The organism is Nonomuraea sp. GTA35, assembly GCF_041950525.1.
In the GTDB taxonomy this organism is placed as follows: domain Bacteria; phylum Actinomycetota; class Actinomycetes; order Streptosporangiales; family Streptosporangiaceae; genus Nonomuraea.
Genome location: NZ_JBGNUV010000017.1, coordinates 43751 through 68566, shown reverse-complemented (window position 1 = coordinate 68566; position 24816 = coordinate 43751). Strand labels below are relative to the sequence as shown.

Below are 24816 nucleotides of genomic sequence, written 5' to 3'. Positions count from 1 at the left end.
TGAAAAATCAGGAAAAAGGGGTCTTCAGTGCCCTGTGGAGGGAGGCGCCCGAGCCGCTGACGCCAGCGGGCGGCGTGCCGCGGGGACGTCGAGGGGCGGCTCGGGGACGACTTCGGCCCACGCCGGCCGCACGCCGGCGGGCTCGGCCGCGAGCGCTGCGGCCGCGCCCGTCGTGCCGCCCTGGCCCGGCCAGGCGCGCAGCTCCGGAGCCGGGTGCGGGAGCTGCCGCACCCCGGAGTGGTGCTGCTCGGCCCGCCAGACCGCGGCGTGGACGGCGGTCGCCTGCTGGGCGACCTGCGCGTGCGCGGTGGCAGGCAGGAACCACGACAGGAGGAGGAGCAGGACGGCGGGCAGCCGGGCGGGCGACCCCGCGGGCGGCCTCCTGAGCAGCGCAGCGGGCAGCCGTGTGGGCAGCCTCGTGCGCATGTCGCTCCCCTTCCTCGGAGCCTCCAACCCTAGCCGGTCGCCCTGGCCCCGGCTGCCCGGCAGCGGTTGCCGCCGGGGATCCCGGAGCCGATCGTCAGGTGACGAGCGTGGACAGCCTGGCGATCGCCGCGCGTTCGGCCTCGTACAGGGCGGAGAGCCGGGTGCTGAGCGCGGCGAAGAGCGGGCCCGGGTCGGCGGTCATGGCCTCGTGGTCGCCGGCGCTGCCGTCCGCCATGACGCTCTCCTTGACGGCGGCGGTCAGCTCGCGGATCCTGCCCAGCTCCGGCACGTCCGCGGGCAGCGCCGCCTCGGCCAGGTCGTGCCACAGGCCGTGGATCTCCCTGAACCGGCCGGCCGGCTCCGCCAGCGCGGGCCGGTCCAGCAGGGCGGCGGCCTCGTCGAGCGCGTCGGCGAACAGGTCGCGCAGGTTCCCGCCGTCCATGCCGACCGGCTCGGCGCCCTCCCAGATCGACAGGAGAGCGTCCGCCAGCCCGCGCCGGTCGGCGAACACCTTCGGCCACGCCTTGGCGTTGCGCGTGTCGACCAGCAGCCGCGCCCACTTGCGCCAGGACGGCAGCGAGAACGAGTCGGAGGCGGCCGACAGGTGCGCGGCGCAGTCACGCAGCCCGTCGAGGGCCGCGGCGGCCAGCGTCGCCTCGTCCGGCTTGCTCTCGCCGAGCACGTGCAGCACGTTGCGGTACGAGCCCACCCTGGCCCGCGCGGCGTCGAACCGCTCCCGGGGGACGCTGATCGGCGCCCGGCCGCGGTCGTCGAGGACCACCGCGTCCCCGTCGCGCCGGTAGGCGACCACGGGATGGCCGCCGCGCCCGTCCAGCGCGGCCGGCAGGTGCCAGTAGGCCGCGTGGTAGCGGTCGGGCAGGACCACGCACGGCCGCCCCGCGTCCAGCTCGGCGGCCAGCCGGTCGCTCGCGGCGCGCGTCCCGGACGTGCGGTGCTCGTCGTACGGCACCCCGAGCCGGCCGAGCGTCTTGGCCATCCACCGGTCGTGGTACTGCCACTGGTTGCGGAAGCCGAGCACCACGCAGCGGGAGCCGTCGTTCTGGAACTCCCACAGGATGTATCCGGCGCCGATCCCGCCGCCCGCCAGGAACACCAGCGGTTCGCCGACGTCCAGCCCCTGGTTGGCGAGCACCGCGGCGATGGCGGCGCTGGACGGGTGCCGCCCGCCGGTGAAGCGCCAGCCGCCGTCCGCGGCCTGCTCGGGCGGGCCGGCGACGTGCCGACGGGCCGTGGTGTAGCTCTCGCCGGTCCTGGCCATGCGCGCCCTGATGCGCGCCTTGAGCTGCTTCTTGCTGGTCATGTACGGCTCTTCCCGCGGCCATCGCCACCGGCCCGGCCCACGCCCGCGGCCCGTGGCGGCCGCGAAGGGAATCGCCGGCCGGTCGCCTACGGGCTCCCGAGGCGCGAGCTGTCCCCTTTGCCTCCGCGTCCGGCGGGCCGCGTGGGGACCCGCTCTGGAGGTTCGGCGGGAGAGTGCCGCCGGTGCAGCGGATGCTAGTACACGGCGGCCCCGGACGGAATCCCTACGCCTTGACCCCGTAGGTGAGGACGATGATGCCCGACTTGAAGCGGGTCGTCTCCAGCAGCTCGAAGTGGGTGAGGTCGAGGCCGTCGAGCAGCCGGTCGCCGCCGCCGGCGACGACGGGGAACACCCACAGGTGCAGCTCGTCGATCAGCTTGTTCGCGATCAGCGTGCGGTCGAGCTTGCCGCTGCCGTACTTGAGGATGCTCTGCCCCGGCTGCTGCTTCAGCTCGGCGACCGCGGCGGCCACGTCACCCTCGATCAGGTTGCCGTTCCACGCGGTGGCCTCCTTGAGCGTGGTCGAGGCGACGTACTTGGGCAGGCCGTTGATCCGGTCGGTGTACTCGTCGCCGGAGCGGCCGCCCCACGCCTCGGCGAAGCCCTCGTACGTCTCGCGGCCCAGCAGCAGCGCGTCGGCGCCGAACAGCAGCTTCGCGGAGTAGGCGTTGTGCTCCTCGTCCCAGTACGGCGGGCCCCAGACGTGCGGGTCGCCGATGACGCCGTCCAGCGTGACGAAGGTGGATTCGACGAGCTTCCTCATCGTGTGCTCCTCAGGTCTGGTGTCTCGTTGTCCGATGAGTAAAGCCTGGCCGCAACCGCTTACCAAATCCTGCCGATATTCTTACGGCCGCCCGGCGAGGAACACCAACTCCTTGCCCGGCCGGTCGGGCGCGTCCCTGACCTCGCGCAGCACGTACCCGCAGGCCGCCAGGTCCGCCTCGACCTCCTCGCGCTCGCGGAAGCGCAGCGTGGAGTGCGAGGTCAGCACCTCCCCGTCGGAGGCGAAGACCAAGGTCGAGCGGAAGGTCACCAGTGGCCCGCTGACGTCGAGCAGGTCCTGCCACTGCTCCACCCTGCCCACGCCCGGGATGTCGACGGACCGGTAGGTCTCCGCCCTGGTCCAGCCGAGCCAGGCCCGCCTGGCCGGGTCGCGCGTCTCGAACACCAGGTGGCCGCCGGGGCGCAGCGCCGCGTGCACGGCGGCCAGCGTGGCCCGCCAGTCCTCCGGCTCGACGATGGCCTGGGCCGCGTTCCCCGTGATCGTGGCGAGGTCGGCCGCCGGCGGCGGCACGTCCGTGGCGTAGCCGTGGATCCAGCGCACCCGCTCGCTGCCCGACTTGGCCCTGGCCACGTCGAGCGAGGCCCTGGCCGGGTCCACGCCCGTCACCTCGATGCCCCGGCCGGCCAGCAGCAGCGCGAACGTGCCCGTGCCGCAGCCGACGTCGAGCACGCTGCGCGCGCCGAGTTCGGCGGCGATGGCGGCGTAGCTGTCGAGGTCGCTCCTGTCGGGGTCCAGCGGGTCGTAGACCGCGGCCAGCCGTGGATGCTCGAAGATCGCGTCAGCCATGCGGCCACGATAGGCGGCGCGGAACGAGCGACGCGACCGGATTCCCGCCGGGCAGAGGGCGCCCCGGGCCAGGCCGGGGGCGACGCCGGTGTCACGGGGTGCGGCGCCGCCGGGCTCACCGGCCGGGCGGGCGGCTATCCTCATTCGGTCATGAGTAGCCATGTGAGCACCGCGGTGCACGCCTACCTCAGGTCGGCGGCCGGGCCTGACGCGCGGCGGGCCGGGCCGTTCCTGATCCGGTTCGACGAGCACGACGACGCGGGCCCGTTCAACTACGCGGTGCCCGACGACGGCGCCTCGCCCACGGCGGGCGAGGTCGCGGCGCTGGTGGCGGCGTTCAGGGAGCGGTCCAGGACGCCGAGGCTGGAGTACGTGCCGCAGGCCTCGCCCGGGGTGGAGGCCGCCCTGCTGGCCGCCGGGTTCGTGCCGGAGGGGCGTTATCCGCTGCTCGTGTGCGCGCCGGGCTCGGTGGTGGACGCGCCGGCGTCCCCGGACGTGCGGGTGCGGCTCGTGGCCGACGATCCGGGGCTGTGGGCGGTGGCCCGGGTGATGAACGAGGCGTTCGGCGCGCCGGAGGCCACCGGGCACGACGTGGCGCGGCTGCGGCGCGTCCTCGACGGCGGGGGGCTGGTGGCCGCCGCCGTCCAGGACGGGAAGGTGGTGGGCGGCGGGCAGCTCGGGCGGCCGCACGAGGGGGTCGCCGAGGTGGCGGGCATCGCGGTGTCGGCGGCGTACCGGCGGCGGGGCATCGCGGGGGCGATCACCGCGCTGCTGACCCGGGAGGCGGCCGGAGCCGGGGTCACCATGCCGTTCCTCACCCCGGCCGACGACGCGGCGGCGCGCGTGTACGCCCGCACGGGGTACACGCGGGTGGGCGAGGCCCTGCACATCTCGCTTCCCTAGCGGGTGCCGTCCGGGAGCGCGCGCCTGGCACCGGGTGCCCTAACCGATGCCGTCCGGGGGCGTGTGTCTGGACACCCAGACCGCGAGCTGGGTGCGGTCGCGCAGGCCGAGCTTGCGCAGGCAGCTCGAGATGTGGTTCTTGGCCGTGCCCTCCGTGATGTGCAGGCGGCGCGCGATCTCCCGGTTGGACGCCCCGGCGCCGATGAGCAGCGCGATCTCGTACTCGCGGTCCGACAGCCCGCCGGGCGGCTCCTGGGGCTGCCGGGTCATCGGAGCGGGCGCGGCGCGCAGCAGGCCGACGAGCCGCTCGCTGGCCTCGCCGCCCAGCACGGTCTCCCCGCGCGCCGCCCGCCGGATCGCGGCCACCAGCTCGTCCGGCGGGGTGTCCTTGAGCAGATAACCCTTCGCCCCAGCGCGCAGCCCGCCGAAGATGTAGTCGTCGTCGTCGAACGTGGTCAGGATGACCGGCGCGACTGCGGGAAAGCCCGCGCGCAGCCGGCCCACCAGCTCCACGCCGTCCATGCCCGGCATGCGGGCGTCCACGAGCGCCACCTGCGGCCGTTCGCCGTCCACGGCGCCGGCCAGCCAGGCCAGCGCCTCCTCGCCGCCGCCGACGGTGGCGGCGATCTCGATGCCGGGCTCGATCTCCAGCAGCTTGCGCAGGCCCTCCCGCATGAGGATCTGGTCGTCCACCAGCATGACGCGGATCGGCCCCGTGCCCTCGCCCGACCGCGTCACACCGGCACCGTCGCGCGCAGGGTGAAGCCGCCGGAGCCGGCGGTCACGTCCAGCTCGCCGCCCACACCGCGCAGGCGCTCGCGCAGGCCGCGCAGGCCGAAGCCGTTGGCGGTCGCCCCCGGCTCGGCGCCGGAGCCGTCGTCGGAGACGGTCACCTCGACCCGTTCGTCCGTGCAGTCGAGCGCGACCTCGACGCGCCGCGCGCCCGAGTGGCGCAGGGCGTTGGTGAGCCCCTCCTGGACGATCCGGTAGCAGACCAGCTCGCGGCCCTCGTCCACGTCGGGCCAGGTGCCGTTGAGCGTGAAGGCGACGCCGGTGTCGGCCGAGCCGAACGACTCGGCCAGGGCCCGCAGGGCGTCGGGTCCCGTGCGGCCGTCCATGCGCAGGGGTTTGAGCGCCCGTACCCAGCGGCGGGTGTCGTTCAGCGCCTCCAGGGTGAGCGCCTGGGCCTGGCTGACCTCGTCCCAGGCGGCCTCGGGGCGCGCGGTGCGGTAGCGCTGGGCGTTCTGCAGGCCCACGTTGATGACGGTCAGGTAGTGGCCGACGGAGTCGTGCATGTCGCGGGCGATCCGCGCGCGTTCCTCGGCGATGGCCAGCTCGCGGGAGCGGGCCGCGTATCCGGCCAGCTCGGCGTGGGCCCGTTCGAGATCGGCGAGCAGGCGGCGGGTCTCCTCCGCCCGCGAGCTGAAGTCGAACAACGCGGTCACCAGGACGAGCAGCACCAGGCACAGGATCGCGATGAGCAGGCCGTTGACGACCGCCCCGAGCAGGCTCTGGTCGGGGTTGATCGCGCTCATCCCGAAGCTGAGCAGGCCGGCGACGCCCGAGTAGGCGATCGCGCCCCGCACCCGGAGCACGACCAGCGCGTTGCCCACCGCGATGCCCAGCATCAGCAGGCCCGCGAGCCCTCCGCCTGAGGCGACCACCAGAGCCAGGGCCAGGAACGCCGCGGTCGCCGCCTTGCGCGGCGCGGAGGTGCCGCGCGACCAGGGCAGCAGCGGCCACAGGACGATCAGCGGCAGCAGGGCCGCGCCTCCCGCGTAGAAGATCACTTCGAGCAGCGGCCACCGCTCCGTCATGACGTCGAGCGAGGAGAACGCGCTGATGAAGTTGAGGGCGAGCAGGACGGCGGAGCCCCAGAAGAAGACGCTGAACACGAGGGGCGGGCGGTCGTCGGTGAACCGCACCCAGTCGTCCAGATCCCGGATCGATCGCGGCTGCCGCATATCCCGGAGCATAACCATCCCCATCCCGCGGGGCAGCGTGCCGATGGTCATGTGCCGACGGTCATGGTGGGACATGACCGGCAGGTGCCCCGCGCTGGATGTCCGCCCCGAGCGCCCGGATCTACGATCGCAGCACGTCGACCAGGAGAGGGGCCGGCATGCGGGTGGCGGAGCGGCGAGCGGGCGGCGTGCCGTGGGCGGCTGTGGTGGTGTCCGTGCTCAGCCTGATCGCCATGGTGGCGATCTCCTGGGCCGTGTACGGCTCCCTGCCGGAGCTGGTGACGACCCGCCAGGCCAGGCCGGGGGTGGCCGAGGTCAAGGTGACGAGGATGGTCCTGGCGACGGCGATGCCGGTGGCCCTGGTCGTGCTCGTCACGCTCATGGCGGGCAGCAGCCTGGTCGCCGAGCGCCTGCGCGGCCTGGTGCCGCCGGCGCTCATCGCCTCCCCTGCCGCGCAGGCCCGGTCGGCGAAGGCGCTCCTCGTGCTCCTGCCGCCGTTCCTCCTGGTCCTCCATGGCGGCACGCTGCTCAGGACCGCCGGTCACGACTTCCCGATGGAGGTGGCCGTCACCGCCGCGCTCGGGCTGCTGGTCGCGGGTCTCGGGCATGCCCTGCCGCGGATCCATCCGCTGCGGTTCGTGCCGGGGGCCGAGCGGGCTCAGCGGTTCGGCAAGCACCTGATGATGGCGGTGGGCGGCTGCTGCGCCGTGGGGGCCTTCTTCCTGCCGCCGATGCTCGTGTCGGTGGCGGCCGCCTTCGCCGCCGGGGCCATCTCCCTGCTCATGGTGCTCGTACCGCTGGCCAGGATGCGCTCTCGACTCCCCGAGTAGCCCCGATTCCCGGACGAACGGCATAAATGGGCCCTCTCGGCGTGCAATCCGCCGTTTACTCTGACGACAGCACTCGTTCATCTGAAGCTTCACAGAGGCACACGCCTATGCCCTTGTCCCGAGGGGAGCACCATGACCGAGCTCGACCGTCGTTCCTTTCTCGGCCACGGCCTGGCCACCACCGGCGGTGTCCTGGCCAGCGGCGTCGCCATCGAGACCCTGACCGCCCACGCCTCCTGGGCGAGCACGGGCCGCCCCGCCGCCGACCCGCGCGAGACCGGCTACGGCCCGCTGCGCCGCATGCCCGCCAGGAACACGGGCGAGGAGTTCCTCGCGCTCCCCGCGGGCTTCTCGTACGTCGTGCTGGGCAAGAGCGGCACCCCCATGACCGACGGCGTCGCCACCCCCATCGCCCACGACGGCATGGGCGCCTTCCCCGGGACCCGCCGCCACACCGTCCGCCTCATCCGCAACCACGAGGTACGCACCACCCCCGGATCCCCCATCGGCCGCGTGCACGTCGAGGGCTCGCGGCGCTACGACGAGCTGGGCGTGGCCGGCACCACCACGCTGGAGATCGACCTGCGCAGCGGCGAGGTGGTGCGCGACTTCGTCAGCCTCAACGGCACGATCGTCAACTGCGCGGGCGGCCGCATGCTGCACGGGCGCGGCTGGCTGACCTGCGAGGAGACGACCGCGGGCCCGGCGCAGGGCTGGCAGCGCAAGCACGGCTACGTCTTCGAGGTGCCGCTCGACGGCCCCCGGCCCGGCACGCCCGCGCCCTCCGGGCCGCTGACGGCGATGGGCCGCTTCTCGCACGAGGCGGTCGCGGTGGACCCGCGCACCGGCTACGTCTACGAGACCGAGGACGAGTCGGGCAGGGCCGACGGCTTCTACCGCTTCCGCCCCAGGGACCCGCGTGACCTGGCCGCCGGCGGCGTGCTGGAGATGCTCAAGATCAGGGGTGTGGACGGCTACGACTGCCGCGAGGGCCAGACGATGGGCGCCCGGCTGCCCGTGGAGTGGGTGCGCATCGACGACCCCGACCCGGACCTGGAGAACGGCGCCACCCCCTGCACCCTGCAGGGCCTGGCCAAGGGCGGCGCGAAGTTCAACCGCCTCGAAGGCTGCTGGTACGGCGACGGCAGCGTCTTCTTCAACTCCACCAGCGGCGGCGACGCCAAGAACGGCGACCCGCCGAACGCGGACGGCTACCTGGAGGGTTACGGCCAGGTCTGGCAGTACGTCCCGGGCCGCCGCGACGGCGGCACCCTGGTGCTGGTGTACGAGTCGCCCGGCCGCAGGGAGCTCGACTCGCCCGACAACCTGACGTTCACCCCCAGAGGCGGCATCGTGCTCTGCGAGGACGACTCGAGCTCGGCCGACGCCGACCCGCACCCGCTGGCCCCCGGCCTGGCCAACGTGAACCGGCTGATCGGGCTGGATCCGCGCAGGGGGCAGCCGTTCGAGTTCGCGGTCAACGTGGCCGACGACTGCGAGTTCGCGGGGGCGTGCTTCAGCCCGGACGGCTCGGTCCTGTTCGTCAACAACTTCGGCGACTCGGTCTCGCTGGACCCGCCGGGCCGCACGTACGCGATCCGCGGCCCCTGGCACCGCGGGCCGCTCTGACGTGGCAGGGCGGCGGCCGGCACGAACACGCCGGCCGCCGGCCGCTGTCACTCCGGTCGCGGGACCTCGATCGGCGGCCCCACCGGAGGGTCGGTGGCGAGGTTGAGCGAGGTGGCGAGGATGGTGAGCACGGGGATCACGGCCACGGCCGCGAGCTCGTACTCGCCGCGCCTGCGCTGCACGATCAGGCCGGCGGCCTGCAACTCGCGCAGGTGGTGATAGAGCTGGCCGGTGGTCGGCTCCCCCTGCGACGGCGCGAGGGCTTCCAGCAGGTCGGCGCTGGTGCACCGCCCCTTGCGGACGAGCACCCCCAGCAACGCCAGGCGCGGCCGGCTGGCGAGGGACTCCAGGATCCCGATCGCGGGGCTCCAGTCGGCCTCCAGCAACTCGGCGAGCTTGTGCTCCCTCGCCCAGAGGTAGACGTTGTCCTCCGCCAGGTAGGCGGCGCCGACGTAGCCGACCGTGCCGGGGTGGAAGTGCTCCTCGGCATCGTTGCGGTAGCCGTGCAGGACCCCCATCAGGGATGGCGCCTGCGGGGTGCTCCTGGGGGCCTCGCCGTCCTGGACGCGGCTCTCCAGCAGCGCCAGCCGGCGCTCCAACGCGTCGATCCTTTCGTCGTCCATAGCGATCTCCTTCGCCGCTCCGTAATTACGAAATAGCATAGTAAGAGAGGCGAAGCAGCCGCGAACGGTTTCCTGGCCTGGTGCCTGAGCCCGCCGGCCAACCTCACGCCGAGCCCACTGAGCACTCCACAGGCGACCGAGGTCGCACAGCGGTGAGGCCGGTGCTACGGCAATGCGCTCCCGGCCTCCGCCGCCTCGCCCTCGGCGGGAGCTCAGGGTGACAGGGCCAGGGCGTCGATGTCGACGTGGAGGTCGGCGGAGGCGCGGGTGGCGCGGATGGCGGCGGCGTTGGGCTCGTCCACCTCGGCGACCCACCGGACCGCCTGCTCGGGGGTCTTGCCGAACCGCACGTGCCGCCGGGTGAGGCGTTCCAGGCGGACGCGGTCGTCGAGGTCGGCGTACCAGACCTCGGTCATGGCCGCCCGCACCTGCCGCCACGGCTCCTCGCCGGAGAGCAGGTAGTTGCCCTCGCTGACGACGACCCGGGCGTCCGGCGGCACCGCGATGGCGCCGGCGATGGGCTGTTCGAGGTCGCGGTCGAAGGACGGCGCGTACACGACGGTGCCGGTCTCGCGGCGGAGGCGGCGCAGCAGGGCGAGGTAGCCGTGCCCGTCGAAGGTGTCGATGGCGCCCTTGCGGGCGAGCCGCCCGAGGCGTTCGAGCGCGACGTCGGCCAGGTGGAAGCCGTCCATCGGCACCCAGACGGCGGGCAGCCCCGCCGTGGTGAGCGCCGTGGCCAGCCAGCCCGCCAGCGTCGACTTGCCCGCGCCCGGGCAGCCCGCGATGCCGATCAGCACCCGCCCGTCCCCGGCGGCCAGCCCGCGCACGCGCTCGACCAGCCGCGACCCGCCGCTCACGGGACCTTCCCCTTGACGCACGTGAGCACCCTAGCGGCGCTCGCGGCGAAGGTCACCAGGCGATGGGCGGCTCCTGGGCACGACGGCCAGGACCGGCGAGTCAGGCGACCGGTTCGCGTGCTGCCGCGCCCTGGAGGGCGGCGGGCGACGCGCCGTTGGGAGGCACACATTGAATGGTCATGCATTCATGTGTATATACTTCTACTCGTGTCCAAGATGCTCACCTCTCTCCCTGTAGGCGAACGGGTCGGGATCGCCTTCTCCGGCGGCCTCGACACCTCCGTGGCGGTCGCGTGGATGCGCGAGAAGGGTGCGGTGCCCTGCACCTACACCGCCGACATCGGCCAGTACGACGAGCCCGACATCGCCTCGGTGCCGGGCCGCGCGACGGCGTACGGCGCGGAGATCGCCCGGCTGGTCGACTGCCGGGAGGCCCTCGTGGAGGAGGGTCTGGCGGCGCTGGCCTGCGGGGCGTTCCACATCCGCTCCGGCGGCCGCACCTACTTCAACACGACCCCGCTCGGCCGCGCCGTCACCGGCACCCTGCTGGTGCGCGCGATGCTCGACGACGGCGTGCTGATCTGGGGAGACGGCTCCACCTTCAAGGGCAACGACATCGAGCGGTTCTACCGTTACGGCCTGCTCGCCAACCCGTCCCTGCGCATCTACAAGCCGTGGCTGGACGCCGACTTCGTCAGCGAGCTCGGCGGGCGCAAGGAGATGTCGGAGTGGCTGCTCGCCCGCGACCTGCCCTACCGGGCCAGCACGGAGAAGGCCTACTCCACCGACGCGAACATCTGGGGCGCCACCCACGAGGCCAAGAGGCTCGAGCACCTGGACGCCGGCATCGAGATCGTCGAGCCGATCATGGGAGTGCGGTTCTGGGACCCCGAGGTCGAGATCCCGGCCGAGGACGTCACGATCGGGTTCGAGCGGGGCCGGCCGGTGACGATCAACGGCAAGGAGTTCGCCTCGGCCGTCGATCTGGTGCTGGAGGCCAACGCCATCGGCGGCCGCCACGGGCTCGGCATGTCCGACCAGATCGAGAACCGCGTCATCGAGGCCAAGAGCCGGGGCATCTACGAGGCGCCCGGCATGGCGCTGCTCCACGCCGCCTACGAGCGGCTGGTCAACGCCATCCACAACGAGGACACCCTGGCGAGCTACCACATCGAGGGCAGGAAGCTGGGCCGGCTGCTCTACGAGGGCCGCTGGCTGGACCCGCAGTCGCTGATGCTGCGCGAGTCGCTGCAGCGCTGGGTCGGCATGGCGATCACCGGCGAGGTGACGCTGCGGCTGCGGCGCGGCGAGGACTACTCGGTCCTCGACACGACGGGCCCGGCGTTCAGCTACCACCCCGACAAGCTGTCGATGGAGCGCACCGAGGACTCCGCGTTCGGCCCGCTCGACCGCATCGGCCAGCTCACCATGCGCAACCTCGACATCGCCGACTCGCGCGCCAAGCTGGAGCAGTACGCCGGGCTCGGCATGGTCGGGCACCAGACGCTGCTGGGCACCCCGCAGGTCGCCGCGACCGGCCTGATCGGCGCGATGCCGCAGGGCGGCGCCGAGGCGATCGCCTCGCGCGGCGAGAACGTCGAGGTGCCGGAGGACGACCAGCTGCTCGACCAGGCGGCGATCGAGACCGGTACCGACTGACGCAGGAGTCACACCACCCTCTGCCGGGTATGTCCCGCCCGGCAGAGGTGCCTTGCCACAACGATGCAGCGGCCAAACATATCCAAGACAACCGGTCTAGCGTGTTGTCATTGACTGGAATTGTTGGAACATATGGTTCGAGTCATCGAGTGAGGTCCGAAGATCGCTTACCGGAATGACGGTAGCGGCGAGGGAAAGGGGCAACGCTCATGCACCAGCGCGCCGTCCGCAACTTGGCCAGCCTCGAGACGACGCAGGCCAGGATCACGCGCATCTTCGACGCGGCGGCAGGCGGGAAGAACCATTTCCTGGCCGACAGGGACACCGTTCGCCATTTCGATCAAGCTGCCCCCGCCCTGACCACGGCGGCCCGCGCGGTACTCGAATTCCTCACCCGGATGATCCGCCATTTGTCCGCCGAAGGCGTGGATCAATATCTGATCGTGGGCAGCGGCATTCCCAGCGGCCCCTCCGCCGGCAACGGATTGCACGACGCGGCCCGCCAGGCCTGCGGGGCCGCCCCGCGCGTGCTGTACGTCGAGAACAACCCGATGGTGGTCACCATGGCGCAGGCCACCATCGAGCCGTTCACGGACCTGGTGCGGGTGGTGGAGGGCGACATCCGCGAGATCGACGAGGTGCTCCGGGACCACGTGGTCAGGACGTTCATCGACTGGGACCGGCCCGTGGCCGTGCTGCTGCTGTCGACCTACAGCCTGCACGACGACGAGTACGCCCACTACCTCGTCAAGCGGCTGCGGCACACGGCGCCGGGCGGCAGCTTCCTCGGCCTGCTGCACACCACGTTCGACGGCGTCCCGCCGGAGCTGCTGCCGGCCATCCGCGACCTGCTCGCGATGACCCTGCCGCACCTGGCGATCCGCTCCAGGGACGAGGTCGCCGCTCTGCTGGAAGGGCTCGACCTGGTGCCGCCCGGGCTGGTCTGGGTGCCGGAGTGGCGTCCAGGCGACGGCGACCACGCCTGCCGCGAGGAGCCCAGCTCGTCGGGCAACTACGGCGCCCTGGCCCGCATCCCCTGAGGAAACTTCTCCGCCACGCATTCACAAAAGTGAAGACGAACGCTTATCGTGGGTATGGGAGCGCTCCCAAAACCCGAGAGACGTGATGCGTATGGCCCCCCACCTGGCCCCGTCCGGCGGATCCCTGGCCGCCCCGCAGGCCCGCGCGGTGGAGTACCTGCTGCCGTCCGCTCCCTCCGGTGTCGCCGAGACCCGATCCCTGGTCCGGGCCGAGCTCGACCGCTGGGGCCTGGCCCACGTCACCGACGACTGCCTGCTCATCGTCAGCGAGCTCGTCACCAACGTCGTCCGGCACGGCGGCTCCGCCTACACCCTGCGGCTGGAGGAGCGCGCGGGCCGGTTGTACGGCGAGGTGTTCGACCCGGGTGACGGCGTGCCCCTCCAGCGCTCCCCCGGCGTGGACGCCCTCTCGGGCAGGGGCCTGCAGATCGTCGGGGCCATCGCCGAGGAGTGGGGCGTGGCGAAGGCGGACAACGGCAAGCTCGTCTGGTTCGCGGTCAGCTGCACCGTGTGACGCCCATCGCCGGGCGTTCCCGCAGGATGCGGGTGAGCAACCCGGTCAGCCGCGCCCGCTCGGCCTCGTCCAGCGGCGCGAACCACTCCCCCTCCCGCCGCGCCTGCTCGGCGAACGCCTCCCGCACGGCCTGCTCCCCCGCGGCCGTCAGCGCGATCTCCGCCGTGCGCCACGACGCCTGCGCCCTGACCTGACCGACGCCGGAGGCCCCGATGCCGAAGCTCGACCGCTCGCCCATGCCCGTCACCGCCGACTACGACACCCCGATGCCGATGCGTGACGGCACCGTGCTGCGCGGCACGGTGCACCGGCGGGCGGCGGGCGGGCCGTTCCCGACGCTGCTGGCGCGCAGCCCGTACGGCGAGGGGGCGTTCCGGATGATCCCGCTGACCGCGGCGCTGGAGGCGGGCTTCGCGGTGGTGCTGCAGCACTGCCGCGGGCGCGGGAGCAGCGACGGCGAGTTCCGGCCGTGGCTGGACGAGGGCGACGACGGGTACGACACGATCGCCTGGATCACCGCCCAGCCGTGGTCGAACGGCGAGGTCGTGATGACCGGCATGTCGTACCTGGCCGGCTGTGCCCTGCAGGCCGCGGCCACCCGCCCGCCGGGCCTGAAGGCGGTGTACGCCGCCATGACGCCGCACGACTTCCACGACGGCCTGAAGTACCACGGCGGGGCGCTGGCCCTGGGCTCGGCGCTCAACTGGGGCGCGATGCAGGCGGCGCTCGGGCTGATGCACGCCGCCGAGGCCGGCGAGGACGTCGGCGCGGCGTTCGGCGAGCTGCTGCCGGCCATGACCGGCCAGGCGACGGCCGTGCGGACGCTGCCGCTGGACGCGGTGCGGGGCATCCCGTGGTGGCACGACTGGATCTCCCACCCCGAGCGCGACGCGTTCTGGCAGGGCCTGGCCGAGACGTTGCGGCACGACCGCATCGAGGCGCCGGTCATGCACGTGGCCGGCTGGTTCGACCTGTTCCTGTCCGGCACGCTGGAGAACCATCGCCGGCTGGGCGGCCCGCTGGTCATCGGCCCCTGGTCGCACCTGACCTCCGCCTCGTCCGGCACCGGGCGGCTGGACTTCGGGTTCGCCGCCTCGGCGCAGGCGATCCAGCTGGAGCAGCGGCAGCTCGCGTTCCTGCGGGGGCTCGACACCGGGCCGGCCGTGAAGATCTTCGTGATGGGCGACGACGTGTGGCGGGACGAGGAGTCCTGGCCGCTCGCCCGTGCCGTGGACACCCGCTACCACCTGCACGCCGACGGCCTGCTCTCCCCCGAGCCGCCCGCCTGCGCCGAGCCGCGCGCCTTCACCTTCGACCCGCGCGACCCGGTGCCCACCACCGGCGGCCCGACCCTGCTGGCCGACCCCACGAACGTGGGCCCGCAGGACCAGCGCGACGTGGAGCGCCGCGCCGACGTGCTCTGCTACACCACCGACGTGCTGGGCTCCGACGTGGAGGTGACGGGGCCCGTGTCGGTGACGCTGCGCGCCGAGACCTCGGCCGCCGCCACCGACTGGACGGCCAAGCTGGTGAACGTGTACCCGGACGGGCGGGCGATGAGCGTGATCGACGGCATCGTCCGCACCGCCACGCCGTCCGGGACGTACACCATCGATCTGGTCGCCACCAGCCAGGTCTTCAAGGCGGGCCACCGCATCCGGGTGGAGATCTCCAGCTCGAACTTCCCCCGCTTCGACCGTAACCCCGGTACCGGCCGGCCCGCCGCCCTGGCCACGGAGGCGGATCTCGTCGTTCAGAATCAGCGCGTTTTCCCTGACTCCTTCATCACCCTGCCCGTGGTGCCGCGTTAAAGAGCCGTTCTTCTTCAGGCAATTTCCAGGTAGGCCGGGTACTCTCCGGGGCATGAAGTGGCAGCGCACTATCAACGGGGCGCTGGCGAGGTACACAGGATTCCAGTTCAACCGAGTAGGTAAAGCAGGGCAAGCGGCTACGACGACGGCCACGGAAAAGGCCCCGGTCAAACGACCGGAAACGCCTTTCAGGCCGCCGGCGGATCCGAAGACCGATCGCCTCGTGCAGGCGCCGGTGTTCATCATCTCGCCGGTCCGATCGGGCTCGACGCTGCTGCGGGCGATGCTCAACGCTCACCCGGACCTGCATGCTCCGCACGAGCTGCACGTACGCCGGTTGAGAGTGGAATTCGACACCTCGCTGGCGGAAAGGGCCATGGAGGCACTCGGCCACAACAAGGCCGATCTGGAGCATCTGCTGTGGGACCGGGTGCTCCACCGGGAGCTGCTGCGCAGCGGCAAGCGGTTCATCGTCGAGAAGACGCCGGCGAACGCGTTCGCCTACGAGCGGCTGTCCACGTGCTGGCCGGACGCGCGGTTCGTGTTCCTGCTGCGCCATCCCGCCTCGATCGCCAGCTCCTGGTACGAGGCCAGCCCGGGCAAGCGCACCCCCGACGAGGCCGCCGCGGACGCGCTGCGGTACATGAAGGCCGTGCAGCGCGCGCGCAAGGCCCTGCCGGGGCTGACCGTCCGCTACGAGGAGCTGACCGCGGACCCCGAGGGCATCGGGCGCGGCATCTGCGAGTTCCTGGAGGTGCCCTGGGCGCCCGAGCTGCTCTCCTACGGCACTCCCGACGTGGTGACCAAGGGCCTGGGGGACTGGAAGGACAAGATCCGCTCAGGAACGGTACAACGCGGTCGCGACCTGCCGCGCCCCGACCAGATCCCTGATGTGCTGAAGGACATGTGCAGGACCTGGGAGTACCTGACATGAAGATCCGTTACATGCTGCTGCACGCCTACGGCATGGGCGGCACCATCCGCACCGTCGTCAACCAGGCCAACGCCATGGCCGCGGCCGGCCACGACGTCGAGATCGTCAGCGTGGTCCGGCGCAGGAACGAGCTGCAGTTCGCCATCGACCCGCTGGTGCGGCTCTCGGCGCTGGTGGACCAGCGCGACGGCATCGCCGCCGACTCCCTGGCGCGCAAGGTCTGGCGCCGGGCCCGCGGCAAGATCGTCCCGTACGGGGAGTTCGCGGCGGAGTACTTCACCGAGCGTGTCGAGGCCGCGGTCATCGACTACGTCTCCGGCCTGCGTGACGGCATCCTGGTCACCACCCGCCCCGCGCTCAACCTGATCGCGGCCCGCCGCGCCTCCTCCAGCGTGATCCGCGTCGCCCAGGAGCACATGAACCTGGCCTCCTACCACGAGCGGGTCCGCGAGCAGATCGTCCGCCACTACGGCAACTTCGACGCGATCGCCGTGCTGACCGAGACCAGCCGCCGCGAATACCGCAAGGTGCTCAAGAGCACGCCGGTGGTGCGCATCCCCAACGCGGTGCACATGGAGGAGCGCAAGCACTCCGACCAGAGCAACCCGATCGTGATCGCCGTGGGAAGGCTGGTGCCGCAGAAGGGCTTCGACATGCTCATCCCGGCCTTCGCCGCCACCGCGGAGGAGCACCCGGAGTGGAAGCTGCGCATCTTCGGCACCGGGCCGTCGAAGGAGCGGCTGCAAAAGCGCATCGACGAGGCCGGCGCGGGCGACAGGATCCGGCTGATGGGCCGCAGCAACCGCATCCACGAGGAGCTGGCCAAGGCGTCGGTCTACGCGCTCAGCTCCCGGATCGAGGGGCTGCCGATGGCCATGATCGAGGCCATGGGCCACGCCCTGCCGGTCGTCGCCTTCGACTGCCCGACCGGGCCCGCCGACGTGCTGACGCCCGGCAAGGACGGGCTGCTGGTGCCGCCGCGCAACGTGCCCGCGCTGACCGAGGCGCTCGGCCGGGCGATGGGCGATCGCGAGCTGCGGGTGCGCCTGGGCGCCGCCGCGGCCGAGACGGCCTACGACTACACCCCGCACGTCGTCATGCCGCTGTGGGACAGGCTGTTCACCGCGCTGGCCAACGGCGAGCCGATCGACGCCGACGTACGGGCGGCCCGCTAGCCGGTCACCGCCGCTCCGCGCGGCCCACGTCCTCGGCCTCCTGATCGGGGGCCAGGACGATGTCGAAGCGCACGCGCGTCCACGGGCCGGTGACCTCCCGGCCGCCGGGGGCGGGCGTGCCGGCCTCCTGCCTGGCGAAGTCCCTGATCAGCGACTCCTTGACGCCGAAGACGCTGTCGCGCTCCAGGTAGGCGCAGCCGCGGACGAAGATGTGCGTCACCAGCGTGCGCAGCCCGCCGGCGGAGACCATGAAGTGCAGGTGGGAGGCGCGCATCGGCGAGCGCCCCGTGGCCCGCAGCAGGTCGCCGACCGGGCCGTCCGACGGGATCGGGTACGGCGTCGGGGTGACGGCCCAGAAGGCGAAGCGTCCCTGGTCGTCGCTGTGGAGGTGGGCGCGGCCCGCGGTCCGGTCGTCGCCGTACTGGACGTCGTAGCGGCCGTCGGCGTCGGCCTCCCACACCTCGATCCTGGCATGCGGGACGGGCTCGCCCGCGCTGTCCCTGACGGCGCCCTCCACCCAGCACGGCTCGCCGGGGGCGCCGCCGGACATGTCGCCGCCGATCGGGATCTCCGGCGAGCCCTCCACGAAGAACGGCCCGAGCACGGTCGCCTCGGTCGCGTCGCCGCGCGCCTCGTTGTTGACCGCGATCGTCTGCATCGACAGGCCGAGCACGTCGGACAGCAGGACGAACTCCTGCCGCCGGTCGTCGGTGATGTGCCCGCACGCGGTGAGGAAGCCGATCGCCGCCTCCCACTCCCGCGTGGTCAGCCGGGTCTCACGGACGAAGGCGTGCAGGTGCCCGGCCAGAGCCTGGAGGAGCTGCTTGAGCCGGGGCGACGGCGTGCCGTCGAAGGCCGCCAGCACCTGCCGGACCAGAGCCTGCTCGCGGGCGGCCTGCTCGGCGGAGATGTCCTTCACGGGCGGCGCTTGCTGGCTCATGACTCACTATGACACGCTCGCCCCGGCTCCCGCTCAGCCCGCCGGGAACATGGGCGGCTCCTGCTCGGGAGTGAGCGCGGTCGGCCCGAAGAGCCAGTCCACGTAGGTGTAGTCGTGGACGTCGCGCCCGCGCAGCACGCCGTTGCGCCACAGCCGCTTGTCGCCGTCGTGGTGCCACAGCTCGCCCCACGCGCGCGCGGTGGTCAGCACGCGGCGGCAGTGCTCGGTGCGGACCGCGTTGTACGCCGCCAGCGCGGCGTCCCAGTCGCCCCCGCCGCTCGCCACGTGCTCGGACAGCACCCAGGCGTCCTCGATGGCCATGACCGCGCCCTGCGCCAGGTACTGCAGCGGCGGGTGCGCCGCGTCCCCGGTGAGGACGATCCTGCCGCTGACCCAGTTCATGATCGGGTCGCGGTCGAACATCCGCCACCAGCGGTCGCGCCACATCAGCGGCAGCCCGGCCCGCACCTGCCCGCAGGTGCCCTCGAAGGCCGCGTCGAGCTCGTCGGGCGTGCCCCAGTCCGCCTCGCCTGCCAGCGCCCTGCGCGACTCGAACACCGCGACCTGGTTGAACATCTCGCCCTGGCGCAGGGGGTACTGCACGAAGTGGCAGCGGGGGCCGACGTAGACGACCACGTCCTTGGCGTGCACGTCGAGGCCGGCGACCCGGTCGAACGGCACGGCACCCCGGTAGGCGACGTAGGCGGAGTTGACCGGCTCGTCGTCGCTCAGGATCCGGCGGGCCACCGAGTGCAGGCCGTCCGCCGCGATCACCACCGTGCCGCACTCCCCGCCCCCGTCGTGCACGGCGACCGCGCCGCCCGGGGCCTGCTCGTACCCCGTCACCGCCACGTCGGTGACCAGGTCCACCCCCGCCTCCCGGCAGGCGCGCAGCAGCGTGCCGTGCAGGTCGCTGCGGTGGATCACCATGTACGGGAAGCCGTAGCGCCGCTCCACGTCGCGCAGGTCGAGCCTGGTCAGGACGCTGCCGTCGACGGCGTCCTTCATGACGATGTTCTCCGGGAGCACGCCGAGCGAGGTGATCTCGGCGAGCAGGCCCCAGCGGTCGAGGATGCGGGTGCAGTTGGGAGCGATCTGCAGGCCGGCGCCGACCTCGCCGAACTCCTGCGCCCGCTCCAGCACCCGCACCCGCAGGCCCTTGCGGCTGAGCGCGAGGGCGTTGGACAGGCCGCCGATGCCGCCGCCCACGACGACCACATCGACGTCGTCACTGGTCACCTGAGGGGCTCCTTCCATCGTTGCGCTGCGTGGCGTGGGCTGCCTGGCGTGCGCTGCCTGGGGGGTGCTTTTCACAGCCACCGCGGCAGGGCGGGCGCGGGCCGGTCGCCGGGGCCGGCCGCGCGGCCGGAGAGGTAGGCCGCCAGTTCGGCGAGGGTGCCGGTGACGTCCGCGGGATCGCCGGTGCCTGAGACGGTCCACGTGCCGCCGTGGCCGGTCGCCGTGAGGGCGAGCGCGGGGCCGTCGCCCGCGCCGGACCGCTTGGCGGTGATGTCGTCGATCAGGGCGGCCAGGAAGTCGGCGGGCAGGTCGCCGAAGCCCACCCCGGCGCCGAGGTCGACGGCGTGCACCATGATCTCCCTGGCGCGCATCCACGGGATCTCGGCCGCGGGGACGGTGCGGCCCTGGGCGGTGCGGACCGGGTGGCTCCACCGGCGCTCGTCCAGCTCGGACAGCCGCCGGTCGAGGAGCTCCGCGGAGCTCGCGGCCCAGGAGCGCAGCTCGGCCGCGGAGCGCAGGGCGCCGGCCTGGATGTCGGCGTCGCGCTGCGCGAACGAGGCGTACATCGGCCGTTCCTCGCCCGTACGCGCCCAGTGCGCCAGGTTGCCCAGTGCGTCGGCGTTGGCGGCGACGTGGGCGAGCAGGTGCCTGCCCGTCCAGCCGGTCAGCGCCGTCGGCACGTCCAGCCGGTCGTCGGGCAGTCCGGCCAGCGCCTCGAAGAACGTGTCGGTGCCCTCGGCCATCCAGCGCAGGCTGCCGGCCAGGCTCCGCTGGGCCGCCATCAGGCCGTATGCCCGGAGGCAGGCGCAGGGGCGGGGCCGGTGGCGGCTTCTGCGACCGGCTCCGCCACGGCCCTCGACTCCGAGCGGCCCAGGCCGGTGATCTCGGTGGCCAGGACGCTGCCGTCCGCGAGGTAGCGGGCGGGCTTGCGGGCGTGCCCCACCCCGCCGGGCGTGCCCGTCGCGATGACGTCGCCCGGGTCGAGGGTGAGGATCGTGGAGACGTACCGGACCAGCGCGACGGGGTCGAAGACCAGGTCCGCGGTGTCGGCCTGCTGCACCACCTCGCCGTCCACCCATCCGGTCAGGGTGAGCGAGGGGCGGGTGCCGCCGGGCAGGTCGCCGGGCGTGACCAGGTACGGGCCGAACGGCGTGCTGGCCTCCCAGGTCTTGCCCTGCAGCCAGACCGGGGAGCGGTACTGCCAGTCGCGCATGGTGACGTCGTTGAGCACGGCGAACCCGGCGATGGCCGCGTCCGCCTCGGCCTCGGTGGCCCGGCGTACCCGCCTGCCGATGACGACGGCCAGCTCGGCCTCCCAGTCCACCTGCTCGGACTCGGGCGGCAGCAGGATCTCGTCGTAGGCGCCGACGAGCGCCTCGGGGTACTTGGCGAACAGCGTCGGGTACTGCGGCAGCTCCCGGCCCATCTCCAGGATGTGCCTGCGGTAGTTCAACCCGATGCAGATGATCTTGCCGGGCCGGGGGACGACGGGCGCGAACCCGGCGCTCTCGACGGCGCCGCCGTCCGCCCGTGCGGCGTGCTCGGCCCAGCCTGGCCGGGCCAGCAGCTCGCCCACGTCGGCGAGGCCGAGGTCGACGAGGGTGTCCCCGTCCACGCGCACGGCCCTGGTACGGCCGTCGGCGGTCCGGATGGTGGCGAGCTTCATGCGTTCCTTCCTTCCACGGCGACGCGGTCGAGGTGGAGCGCCTCGAAGACCGGCCCGTCGCTGAACCTGAACAGATCGAGGGCGCCCGAGTCGGAGTCGGAGGCCGAGGCGTCGGATCTGGCCGAGAACGGCAGCCAGGACGGGACGACGAACAGGTCGCCGCGCGTCACCGACCACGAGGTGTCGCCGACCGTGACGCGCCCGCTGCCGTCGAAGACCTGGTAGACCGAGGAGCCGGCCTCGCGGCGGGGCGCGGTCTCGGCGCCGGCGCGAATCCTGTGCATCTCCGCCCGGATGGTCGGCAGCACGTCGCCGCCGGTGGTGGGGTTGGTGTAGCGGACGGCGGCGTGGCCGGGCTCGACCGTGCCGGCGTACCCCTCCGCCTCCAGGTCGAGCTGGTCGGACAGTGCGCGGTCCGTGTCGGCCCAGCGGTAGGCCAGCAGCGGGGTGCCGGGCTGCGGGCCGGGCGCGGAGACGGGGCGCAGGCCCGGGTGCCCCCACAGGCGCTCGGAGCGGGAGCGGTCCGGGGTGATGCGCTCGGCCTCGGAGATCCGGTCGCGGCCGAACTCGAAGAACTGCGCGTCCACGGCGTACTGGAACGGGATGTCCAGACCGTCGATCCAGGCCATCGGCCCGGCGGCGCCGTTGTGGTGGGCGTGCCAGTTCCAGCCCACCTGGGGCAGGAAGTCGCCGCGCCGCATCGGCACCGGGTCGCGCCCGACGACGGTCCACACGCCCTCGCCCTCGACGACGAACCGGAACGCGTGCTGGGTGTGCCGGTGCTCTGGGGCGTCCTCGCCCGGCATCAGGTACTGGATCGCCGCCCACAACGTCGGCGTGGCGAACGGCCGGCCGCCGAGTGACGGGTTCGCCAGCGCGATCGCCCGCCGTTCCCCGCCGCGGCCGACCGGCACCAGGTGGCCGGCCCGGTCCGCCAGGGCCAGCAGGCTCTGCCAGCGCCACAGGTGCGGGACCGCCTTGGCGCGCGGGTGCGGCGGCATCAGGTCGCCGATCTCGGTCCAGAGCGGGATCAGCAGCTCCTGCTCGAAGCCGCGGTACAGCTCTTCCAGCGCGGGCGACGGCGGCGGCTGGTCCGGGGCGTCGACCACGGCGAGGCGCACGGGCTGGTTCGCGGTCTGGGTCATGCTGGCTCCTTCGTCGATGACACGGCGTCGGCGTGCGGCTCGATGCTGTGGTGCCAGCTTGTAGCCTGGGCGTCCCAGAAGAACAGGACATTCTGCTGTGAAGAATCCGCCGAACTACGCCATCCGCAGCGTCGACCTCGCCCTTCAACTCGCGGTGATGCTCCAGGTGGAGGGCCCGCTCGGCGTCGGTGAGGCCGCCGAGCGGCTCGGCGTGGCGCCGTCCACCGCGCACCGGCTGCTGGCCATGCTGGTGTACCGGGATTTCGCGGTGCAGTCCGAGGACCGCCGGTACGCGGCCGGGCCCGTCCTCTCGCTGGGCGCCGGTTCCCTGTCCCACACCTCGCGGCTGCGCGCGACCGCCATGCCGCACCTGTCGGCGCTGGTCGAGCGGGTCCGTGAGAGTGCCAACCTGGTGATCCTTTCCGGTGATCACGTACGGTTCATCGGCACGGTGGAGTGCGACCAGGCGCTGCGGGTGGGCAACCGCGAAGGCATGGTCTTCCCCGCCCACCTGGCCTCCGGCGGCAAGGTCATCCTCGCCGACCTGCCGCCCGAGCGGCTCGACCTGCTCTACAGCGAGGACAAGTGGGCCGACCGGCCCGACCAGCGGCCCAACCTGGTGGCACTGCGCCGCGAGCTGCGCACGACGCGCGAGCGCGGCTTCGCCATCAACGCGGGCAGGACCGAGGCGGGCGTCACCGCCGTCGGCCGGGCCGTGCGCGGCGAGGACGGCACGGCGCAGGCGGCCGTGACGGTGTCGATGCCCACCACGCGGTTCTCGCGGGACCGGCTGCCCGCCCTGGTCGGCGCGCTGGCCGTGACCGCGCGCGACATCGAGGCGGAGATGCGCGGCGCCGCCGGGTGAGCCCCGGGTCTGTCAGCACATGGTCCAGCTCGTCGACTTGCTCTTGCGTACCGGGGAGGTGAGCTGGAAGACGACCGTGTGGGTGGAGCCCAGCTCGGGGGTGATCTGCTTCTTCGAGCCGAAGTAGTCGCTCTTGCCGTAGGACGGGATCCTTCTGGAGCCGCTCTCGATCACCTGGCCGTCCACGATCCACTGGTAGGAGAACGGGGCGCCCTCCCGGCTCGCGTCCAGGCCGACGCCGAAGCCCAGCGTGCCCGTGTAGCAGGTGACACCCTCGGTGTTGATCTTGGAGCTGCCGGCGACCCGTACGTAGGAGAGGCTGAAGGAGGCGGCCGCGGCTGCCTTGGTCCTGCTCGCGGTGGGTGACGGGCGGGTGGTCGTCGGCCGGTTCGACGGGGTGGGGCGGGCGGTCGTGCGCGCCTGGGACGGGGTGGGGCGGGGGCGGGTGGTCCTGACGGTGGGAGACGGCGTGCTCTCGGGGGTGCTCCTGGAGCTGGATGGCGACGGGGTGCGGGCCCGCTTCCTGCTCCTGGAGGGCGAAGGGGACGGCTCGCCGGAGTCGGCGGCCAGCACGGGCTGGACGGGGTCCTCGTCCGAGCGCGCGTTCCACACGGCGACCCCGGCCACCAGGCACGCGGCCAGCGCTCCCGAGAGCGCGGCGATCACGGGCAGGCGCCGCTTCGGGCGGCGCGGCGGCAACGTGCCCGCCGGGTGAGCGGGCCCGGGGCCGGGGGGCGGCGGGAAGTGCGGGACGGCCTGCCACCCGCCACCCGGTACGGCGTGGTGACCGCCCGGGCCTGGCGCGACCGGCTCACCGCCTCCCGTAAGGCCGTGATGGCCTGGGACGGGGGCGGCCGGGTGGGCCGGGTGGCTCCCGCCGAGGAGGCGTAACAGCACGTCCTGCATGCCTGGGCGGGCGGCCGGGTCCTTGGCGAGGCAGGCGTGCACGATCGGGCGCAGCGGCTCCGGCAGGTCGCCCAGGAACGGCTCGTGGTTGAGGATGCGGTTGATGACCGCGGGCAGCGAGTCGTCGCCGAACGGCGGCCTGCCCGTGCCGGCGAACACCATGACCGAGGCCCAGGCGAACACGTCCGCCGCCGGGCCGACGTACGCGCCCGCGAGCTGCTCGGGCGCCATGTACGCGGGCGTGCCGACGATGCCGCTGGTGACGGTGAGCGCGGAGTCGGCGGCGCGGGCGATGCCGAAGTCGATGACGCGCGGCCCGTCCCGGCCGAGCAGCACGTTGGCGGGCTTGAAGTCGCGGTGCACGATGCCCGCCTGGTGGATGGCGGCCAGCGCCGTGGCGGTGCTGACGGCCAGCCGTTGCAGGTCGGCGCCGTGGTGACGGCCGGCCTGCTGGAGCGAGGGCCCTTCGACGTACTCGCTGACGATGTACGGCCGCCCGCCCAGCGACGCGTCGAGCACCTGCGCGACGCAGAACGGCTCCACCCGCCGCGCCGCCGCGATCTCCCTGGCGAACCGCTCGTCACCGCGCGCGGACTCCCGCAGCACCTTGACGGCGACGGGCCGCCCGTCCGGCGCCTGCGCGAGGTAGACGACACCCTGGCCGCCCTCGCCGAGCCGCCCGACGATCCGGTAGGCGGCGATCGCCTCGGGGTCATCCGGGCGGAGCGGTTCGGCACGGGGCATGAGCGGCGTGACTCCTGTGACAGCCGGGACGGACCCATGCACCTTAGCGGGATAA

The 24816-nt window shown here is 73.0% G+C and carries 25 protein-coding genes; 10 read left to right on the top strand and 15 right to left on the bottom strand.

Annotated features, from left to right (window positions below):
• Positions 1-24: 24 nt before the first annotated feature.
• From ACBJ32_RS49355 to ACBJ32_RS49340, 4 genes are all read right to left on the bottom strand, one after another.
• Entirely contained in the window at positions 25-426 is a 402-nt protein-coding gene (locus tag ACBJ32_RS49355) for a hypothetical protein (protein ID WP_375132824.1), read from the bottom strand.
• Between the two features lie 94 nt (positions 427-520).
• Positions 521-1747 (bottom strand): BtrH N-terminal domain-containing protein, encoded by a 1227-nt coding sequence (locus ACBJ32_RS49350; RefSeq protein ID WP_375132823.1) that lies wholly within the window; start codon positions 1745-1747, stop codon positions 521-523.
• Between the two features lie 223 nt (positions 1748-1970).
• Complete coding sequence (locus tag ACBJ32_RS49345; RefSeq protein WP_375132822.1) at positions 1971-2510, bottom strand: dihydrofolate reductase family protein; 540 nt, start codon at positions 2508-2510, stop codon at positions 1971-1973.
• An 81-nt stretch (positions 2511-2591) separates the two neighbouring features.
• Positions 2592-3317: a class I SAM-dependent methyltransferase gene (locus tag ACBJ32_RS49340; protein ID WP_375132821.1), complete on the bottom strand. Its 726-nt coding sequence runs from the start codon at positions 3315-3317 to the stop codon at positions 2592-2594.
• Between the two features lie 150 nt (positions 3318-3467).
• Here ACBJ32_RS49340 and ACBJ32_RS49335 point away from each other — a divergent pair, with 150 nt between their 5' ends.
• On the top strand, positions 3468-4220 hold the full coding sequence (locus ACBJ32_RS49335; RefSeq protein ID WP_375132820.1) for a GNAT family N-acetyltransferase: 753 nt from the start codon (positions 3468-3470) through the stop codon (positions 4218-4220).
• A 39-nt stretch (positions 4221-4259) separates the two neighbouring features.
• On the opposite strand, the gene ACBJ32_RS49330 is transcribed toward ACBJ32_RS49335, so the two are convergent.
• Together ACBJ32_RS49330 and ACBJ32_RS49325 are read right to left on the bottom strand one after the other, a co-directional pair.
• Positions 4260-4919 carry a response regulator transcription factor gene (locus ACBJ32_RS49330; RefSeq protein WP_357876603.1) on the bottom strand — a complete coding sequence of 220 codons (660 nt, stop codon included), beginning with the start codon at positions 4917-4919 and terminating at the stop codon, positions 4260-4262.
• Positions 4920-4954: 35 nt separating this feature from the next.
• Positions 4955-6184: a sensor histidine kinase gene (locus ACBJ32_RS49325; protein WP_375132819.1), complete on the bottom strand. Its 1230-nt coding sequence runs from the start codon at positions 6182-6184 to the stop codon at positions 4955-4957.
• Between the two features lie 98 nt (positions 6185-6282).
• Here ACBJ32_RS49325 and ACBJ32_RS49320 point away from each other — a divergent pair, with 98 nt between their 5' ends.
• Together ACBJ32_RS49320 and ACBJ32_RS49315 are read left to right on the top strand one after the other, a co-directional pair.
• Positions 6283-7014, top strand: a complete 732-nt coding sequence (locus tag ACBJ32_RS49320; protein ID WP_375132818.1) for a hypothetical protein — start codon at positions 6283-6285, stop codon at positions 7012-7014.
• A 132-nt stretch (positions 7015-7146) separates the two neighbouring features.
• The gene (locus ACBJ32_RS49315) at positions 7147-8643 is read left to right on the top strand and encodes an alkaline phosphatase PhoX (RefSeq protein ID WP_375132817.1); all 1497 of its coding nucleotides are present in this window, start codon (positions 7147-7149) and stop codon (positions 8641-8643) included.
• Between the two features lie 47 nt (positions 8644-8690).
• Here the strand turns inward: ACBJ32_RS49315 and ACBJ32_RS49310 are convergent, their stop codons facing one another.
• The gene (locus ACBJ32_RS49310; RefSeq protein ID WP_375132816.1) at positions 8691-9266 is read right to left on the bottom strand and encodes an ArsR/SmtB family transcription factor; all 576 of its coding nucleotides are present in this window, start codon (positions 9264-9266) and stop codon (positions 8691-8693) included.
• A 212-nt stretch (positions 9267-9478) separates the two neighbouring features.
• Positions 9479-10123: a nucleoside/nucleotide kinase family protein gene (locus tag ACBJ32_RS49305; RefSeq protein WP_375132815.1), complete on the bottom strand. Its 645-nt coding sequence runs from the start codon at positions 10121-10123 to the stop codon at positions 9479-9481.
• A 207-nt stretch (positions 10124-10330) separates the two neighbouring features.
• On the opposite strand from ACBJ32_RS49305, the gene argG reads away from it, so the two are divergent.
• From argG to ACBJ32_RS49290, 3 genes are all read left to right on the top strand, one after another.
• The gene (gene argG / locus ACBJ32_RS49300; protein WP_357876549.1) at positions 10331-11782 is read left to right on the top strand and encodes an argininosuccinate synthase; all 1452 of its coding nucleotides are present in this window, start codon (positions 10331-10333) and stop codon (positions 11780-11782) included.
• A 209-nt stretch (positions 11783-11991) separates the two neighbouring features.
• On the top strand, positions 11992-12822 hold the full coding sequence (locus ACBJ32_RS49295) for an SAM-dependent methyltransferase (RefSeq protein ID WP_357876551.1): 831 nt from the start codon (positions 11992-11994) through the stop codon (positions 12820-12822).
• Positions 12823-12907: 85 nt separating this feature from the next.
• Complete coding sequence (locus tag ACBJ32_RS49290; RefSeq protein WP_357876553.1) at positions 12908-13336, top strand: ATP-binding protein; 429 nt, start codon at positions 12908-12910, stop codon at positions 13334-13336.
• On the opposite strand, the gene ACBJ32_RS49285 is transcribed toward ACBJ32_RS49290, so the two are convergent.
• A complete protein-coding gene (locus ACBJ32_RS49285) occupies positions 13320-13574 on the bottom strand; it encodes a hypothetical protein (RefSeq protein WP_375132814.1) in 255 nt (84 codons plus the stop codon). The genes ACBJ32_RS49290 and ACBJ32_RS49285 overlap by 17 nt on opposite strands.
• Between ACBJ32_RS49285 and ACBJ32_RS49280 the strand changes: the two genes are divergently transcribed.
• The 3 genes from ACBJ32_RS49280 (at position 13549) to ACBJ32_RS49270 (ending at position 17256) form a co-directional block, all read left to right on the top strand.
• The gene (locus ACBJ32_RS49280; protein ID WP_375132813.1) at positions 13549-15147 is read left to right on the top strand and encodes a CocE/NonD family hydrolase; all 1599 of its coding nucleotides are present in this window, start codon (positions 13549-13551) and stop codon (positions 15145-15147) included. The two genes, ACBJ32_RS49285 and ACBJ32_RS49280, sit on opposite strands and share 26 nt — an antisense overlap.
• A 235-nt stretch (positions 15148-15382) precedes the next feature.
• Positions 15383-16081, top strand: coding sequence for a sulfotransferase (locus ACBJ32_RS49275; RefSeq protein ID WP_375132812.1), 699 nt, complete (start codon positions 15383-15385; stop codon positions 16079-16081).
• Entirely contained in the window at positions 16078-17256 is a 1179-nt protein-coding gene (locus ACBJ32_RS49270) for a glycosyltransferase family 4 protein (protein WP_375132811.1), read from the top strand. The genes ACBJ32_RS49275 and ACBJ32_RS49270 overlap by 4 nt, the downstream gene beginning before the upstream one ends.
• Positions 17257-17260: 4 nt before the next feature.
• On the opposite strand, the gene ACBJ32_RS49265 is transcribed toward ACBJ32_RS49270, so the two are convergent.
• The 5 genes from ACBJ32_RS49265 to ACBJ32_RS49245 form a co-directional block, all read right to left on the bottom strand.
• Positions 17261-18196, bottom strand: coding sequence for an intradiol ring-cleavage dioxygenase (locus ACBJ32_RS49265; protein ID WP_375132810.1), 936 nt, complete (start codon positions 18194-18196; stop codon positions 17261-17263).
• A gap of 33 nt (positions 18197-18229) precedes the next feature.
• Entirely contained in the window at positions 18230-19435 is a 1206-nt protein-coding gene (locus ACBJ32_RS49260) for an FAD-dependent oxidoreductase (protein ID WP_375132809.1), read from the bottom strand.
• Between the two features lie 71 nt (positions 19436-19506).
• On the bottom strand, positions 19507-20217 hold the full coding sequence (locus tag ACBJ32_RS49255; protein WP_375132808.1) for a maleylpyruvate isomerase family mycothiol-dependent enzyme: 711 nt from the start codon (positions 20215-20217) through the stop codon (positions 19507-19509).
• Positions 20217-21101: a fumarylacetoacetate hydrolase family protein gene (locus tag ACBJ32_RS49250; protein ID WP_375132807.1), complete on the bottom strand. Its 885-nt coding sequence runs from the start codon at positions 21099-21101 to the stop codon at positions 20217-20219. Before ACBJ32_RS49250 ends, ACBJ32_RS49255 begins: the two co-directional genes overlap by 1 nt.
• Positions 21098-22246 carry a cupin domain-containing protein gene (locus tag ACBJ32_RS49245; RefSeq protein WP_375132806.1) on the bottom strand — a complete coding sequence of 383 codons (1149 nt, stop codon included), beginning with the start codon at positions 22244-22246 and terminating at the stop codon, positions 21098-21100. Before ACBJ32_RS49245 ends, ACBJ32_RS49250 begins: the two co-directional genes overlap by 4 nt.
• 97 nt (positions 22247-22343) lie before the next feature.
• On the opposite strand from ACBJ32_RS49245, the gene ACBJ32_RS49240 reads away from it, so the two are divergent.
• Entirely contained in the window at positions 22344-23111 is a 768-nt protein-coding gene (locus ACBJ32_RS49240; protein WP_375132805.1) for an IclR family transcriptional regulator, read from the top strand.
• A gap of 12 nt (positions 23112-23123) precedes the next feature.
• Here ACBJ32_RS49240 and ACBJ32_RS49235 read toward each other — a convergent pair whose 3' ends face one another.
• Positions 23124-24761 carry a serine/threonine-protein kinase gene (locus ACBJ32_RS49235; RefSeq protein WP_375132804.1) on the bottom strand — a complete coding sequence of 546 codons (1638 nt, stop codon included), beginning with the start codon at positions 24759-24761 and terminating at the stop codon, positions 23124-23126.
• Between the last annotated feature and the right edge of the window lie 55 nt (positions 24762-24816).

Bases quoted from the DNA above. Each gene is read 5' to 3' on its own strand.
- ACBJ32_RS49235 (WP_375132804.1), bottom strand. From the start codon at position 24,761: ATGCCCCGTGCCGAACCGCTCCGCCCGGATGACCCCGAGGCGATCGCC.
- ACBJ32_RS49310 (WP_375132816.1), bottom strand. From the start codon at position 9,266: ATGGACGACGAAAGGATCGACGCGTTGGAGCGCCGGCTGGCGCTGCTG.
- ACBJ32_RS49245 (WP_375132806.1), bottom strand. From the start codon at position 22,246: ATGACCCAGACCGCGAACCAGCCCGTGCGCCTCGCCGTGGTCGACGCC.
- ACBJ32_RS49255 (WP_375132808.1), bottom strand. From the start codon at position 20,217: ATGGCGGCCCAGCGGAGCCTGGCCGGCAGCCTGCGCTGGATGGCCGAG.
- ACBJ32_RS49350 (WP_375132823.1), bottom strand. From the start codon at position 1,747: ATGACCAGCAAGAAGCAGCTCAAGGCGCGCATCAGGGCGCGCATGGCC.
- ACBJ32_RS49355 (WP_375132824.1), bottom strand. From the start codon at position 426: ATGCGCACGAGGCTGCCCACACGGCTGCCCGCTGCGCTGCTCAGGAGG.
- ACBJ32_RS49280 (WP_375132813.1), top strand. From the start codon at position 13,549: ATGCCGAAGCTCGACCGCTCGCCCATGCCCGTCACCGCCGACTACGAC.
- ACBJ32_RS49335 (WP_375132820.1), top strand. From the start codon at position 3,468: ATGAGTAGCCATGTGAGCACCGCGGTGCACGCCTACCTCAGGTCGGCG.
- ACBJ32_RS49290 (WP_357876553.1), top strand. From the start codon at position 12,908: ATGCGTATGGCCCCCCACCTGGCCCCGTCCGGCGGATCCCTGGCCGCC.
- ACBJ32_RS49285 (WP_375132814.1), bottom strand. From the start codon at position 13,574: ATGGGCGAGCGGTCGAGCTTCGGCATCGGGGCCTCCGGCGTCGGTCAG.
- ACBJ32_RS49330 (WP_357876603.1), bottom strand. From the start codon at position 4,919: ATGCTGGTGGACGACCAGATCCTCATGCGGGAGGGCCTGCGCAAGCTG.
- ACBJ32_RS49320 (WP_375132818.1), top strand. From the start codon at position 6,283: ATGTCCGCCCCGAGCGCCCGGATCTACGATCGCAGCACGTCGACCAGG.
- ACBJ32_RS49265 (WP_375132810.1), bottom strand. From the start codon at position 18,196: ATGAGCCAGCAAGCGCCGCCCGTGAAGGACATCTCCGCCGAGCAGGCC.
- ACBJ32_RS49295 (WP_357876551.1), top strand. From the start codon at position 11,992: ATGCACCAGCGCGCCGTCCGCAACTTGGCCAGCCTCGAGACGACGCAG.
- ACBJ32_RS49345 (WP_375132822.1), bottom strand. From the start codon at position 2,510: ATGAGGAAGCTCGTCGAATCCACCTTCGTCACGCTGGACGGCGTCATC.
- ACBJ32_RS49270 (WP_375132811.1), top strand. From the start codon at position 16,078: ATGAAGATCCGTTACATGCTGCTGCACGCCTACGGCATGGGCGGCACC.
- ACBJ32_RS49340 (WP_375132821.1), bottom strand. From the start codon at position 3,317: ATGGCTGACGCGATCTTCGAGCATCCACGGCTGGCCGCGGTCTACGAC.
- ACBJ32_RS49250 (WP_375132807.1), bottom strand. From the start codon at position 21,101: ATGAAGCTCGCCACCATCCGGACCGCCGACGGCCGTACCAGGGCCGTG.
- ACBJ32_RS49315 (WP_375132817.1), top strand. From the start codon at position 7,147: ATGACCGAGCTCGACCGTCGTTCCTTTCTCGGCCACGGCCTGGCCACC.
- ACBJ32_RS49325 (WP_375132819.1), bottom strand. From the start codon at position 6,184: ATGCGGCAGCCGCGATCGATCCGGGATCTGGACGACTGGGTGCGGTTC.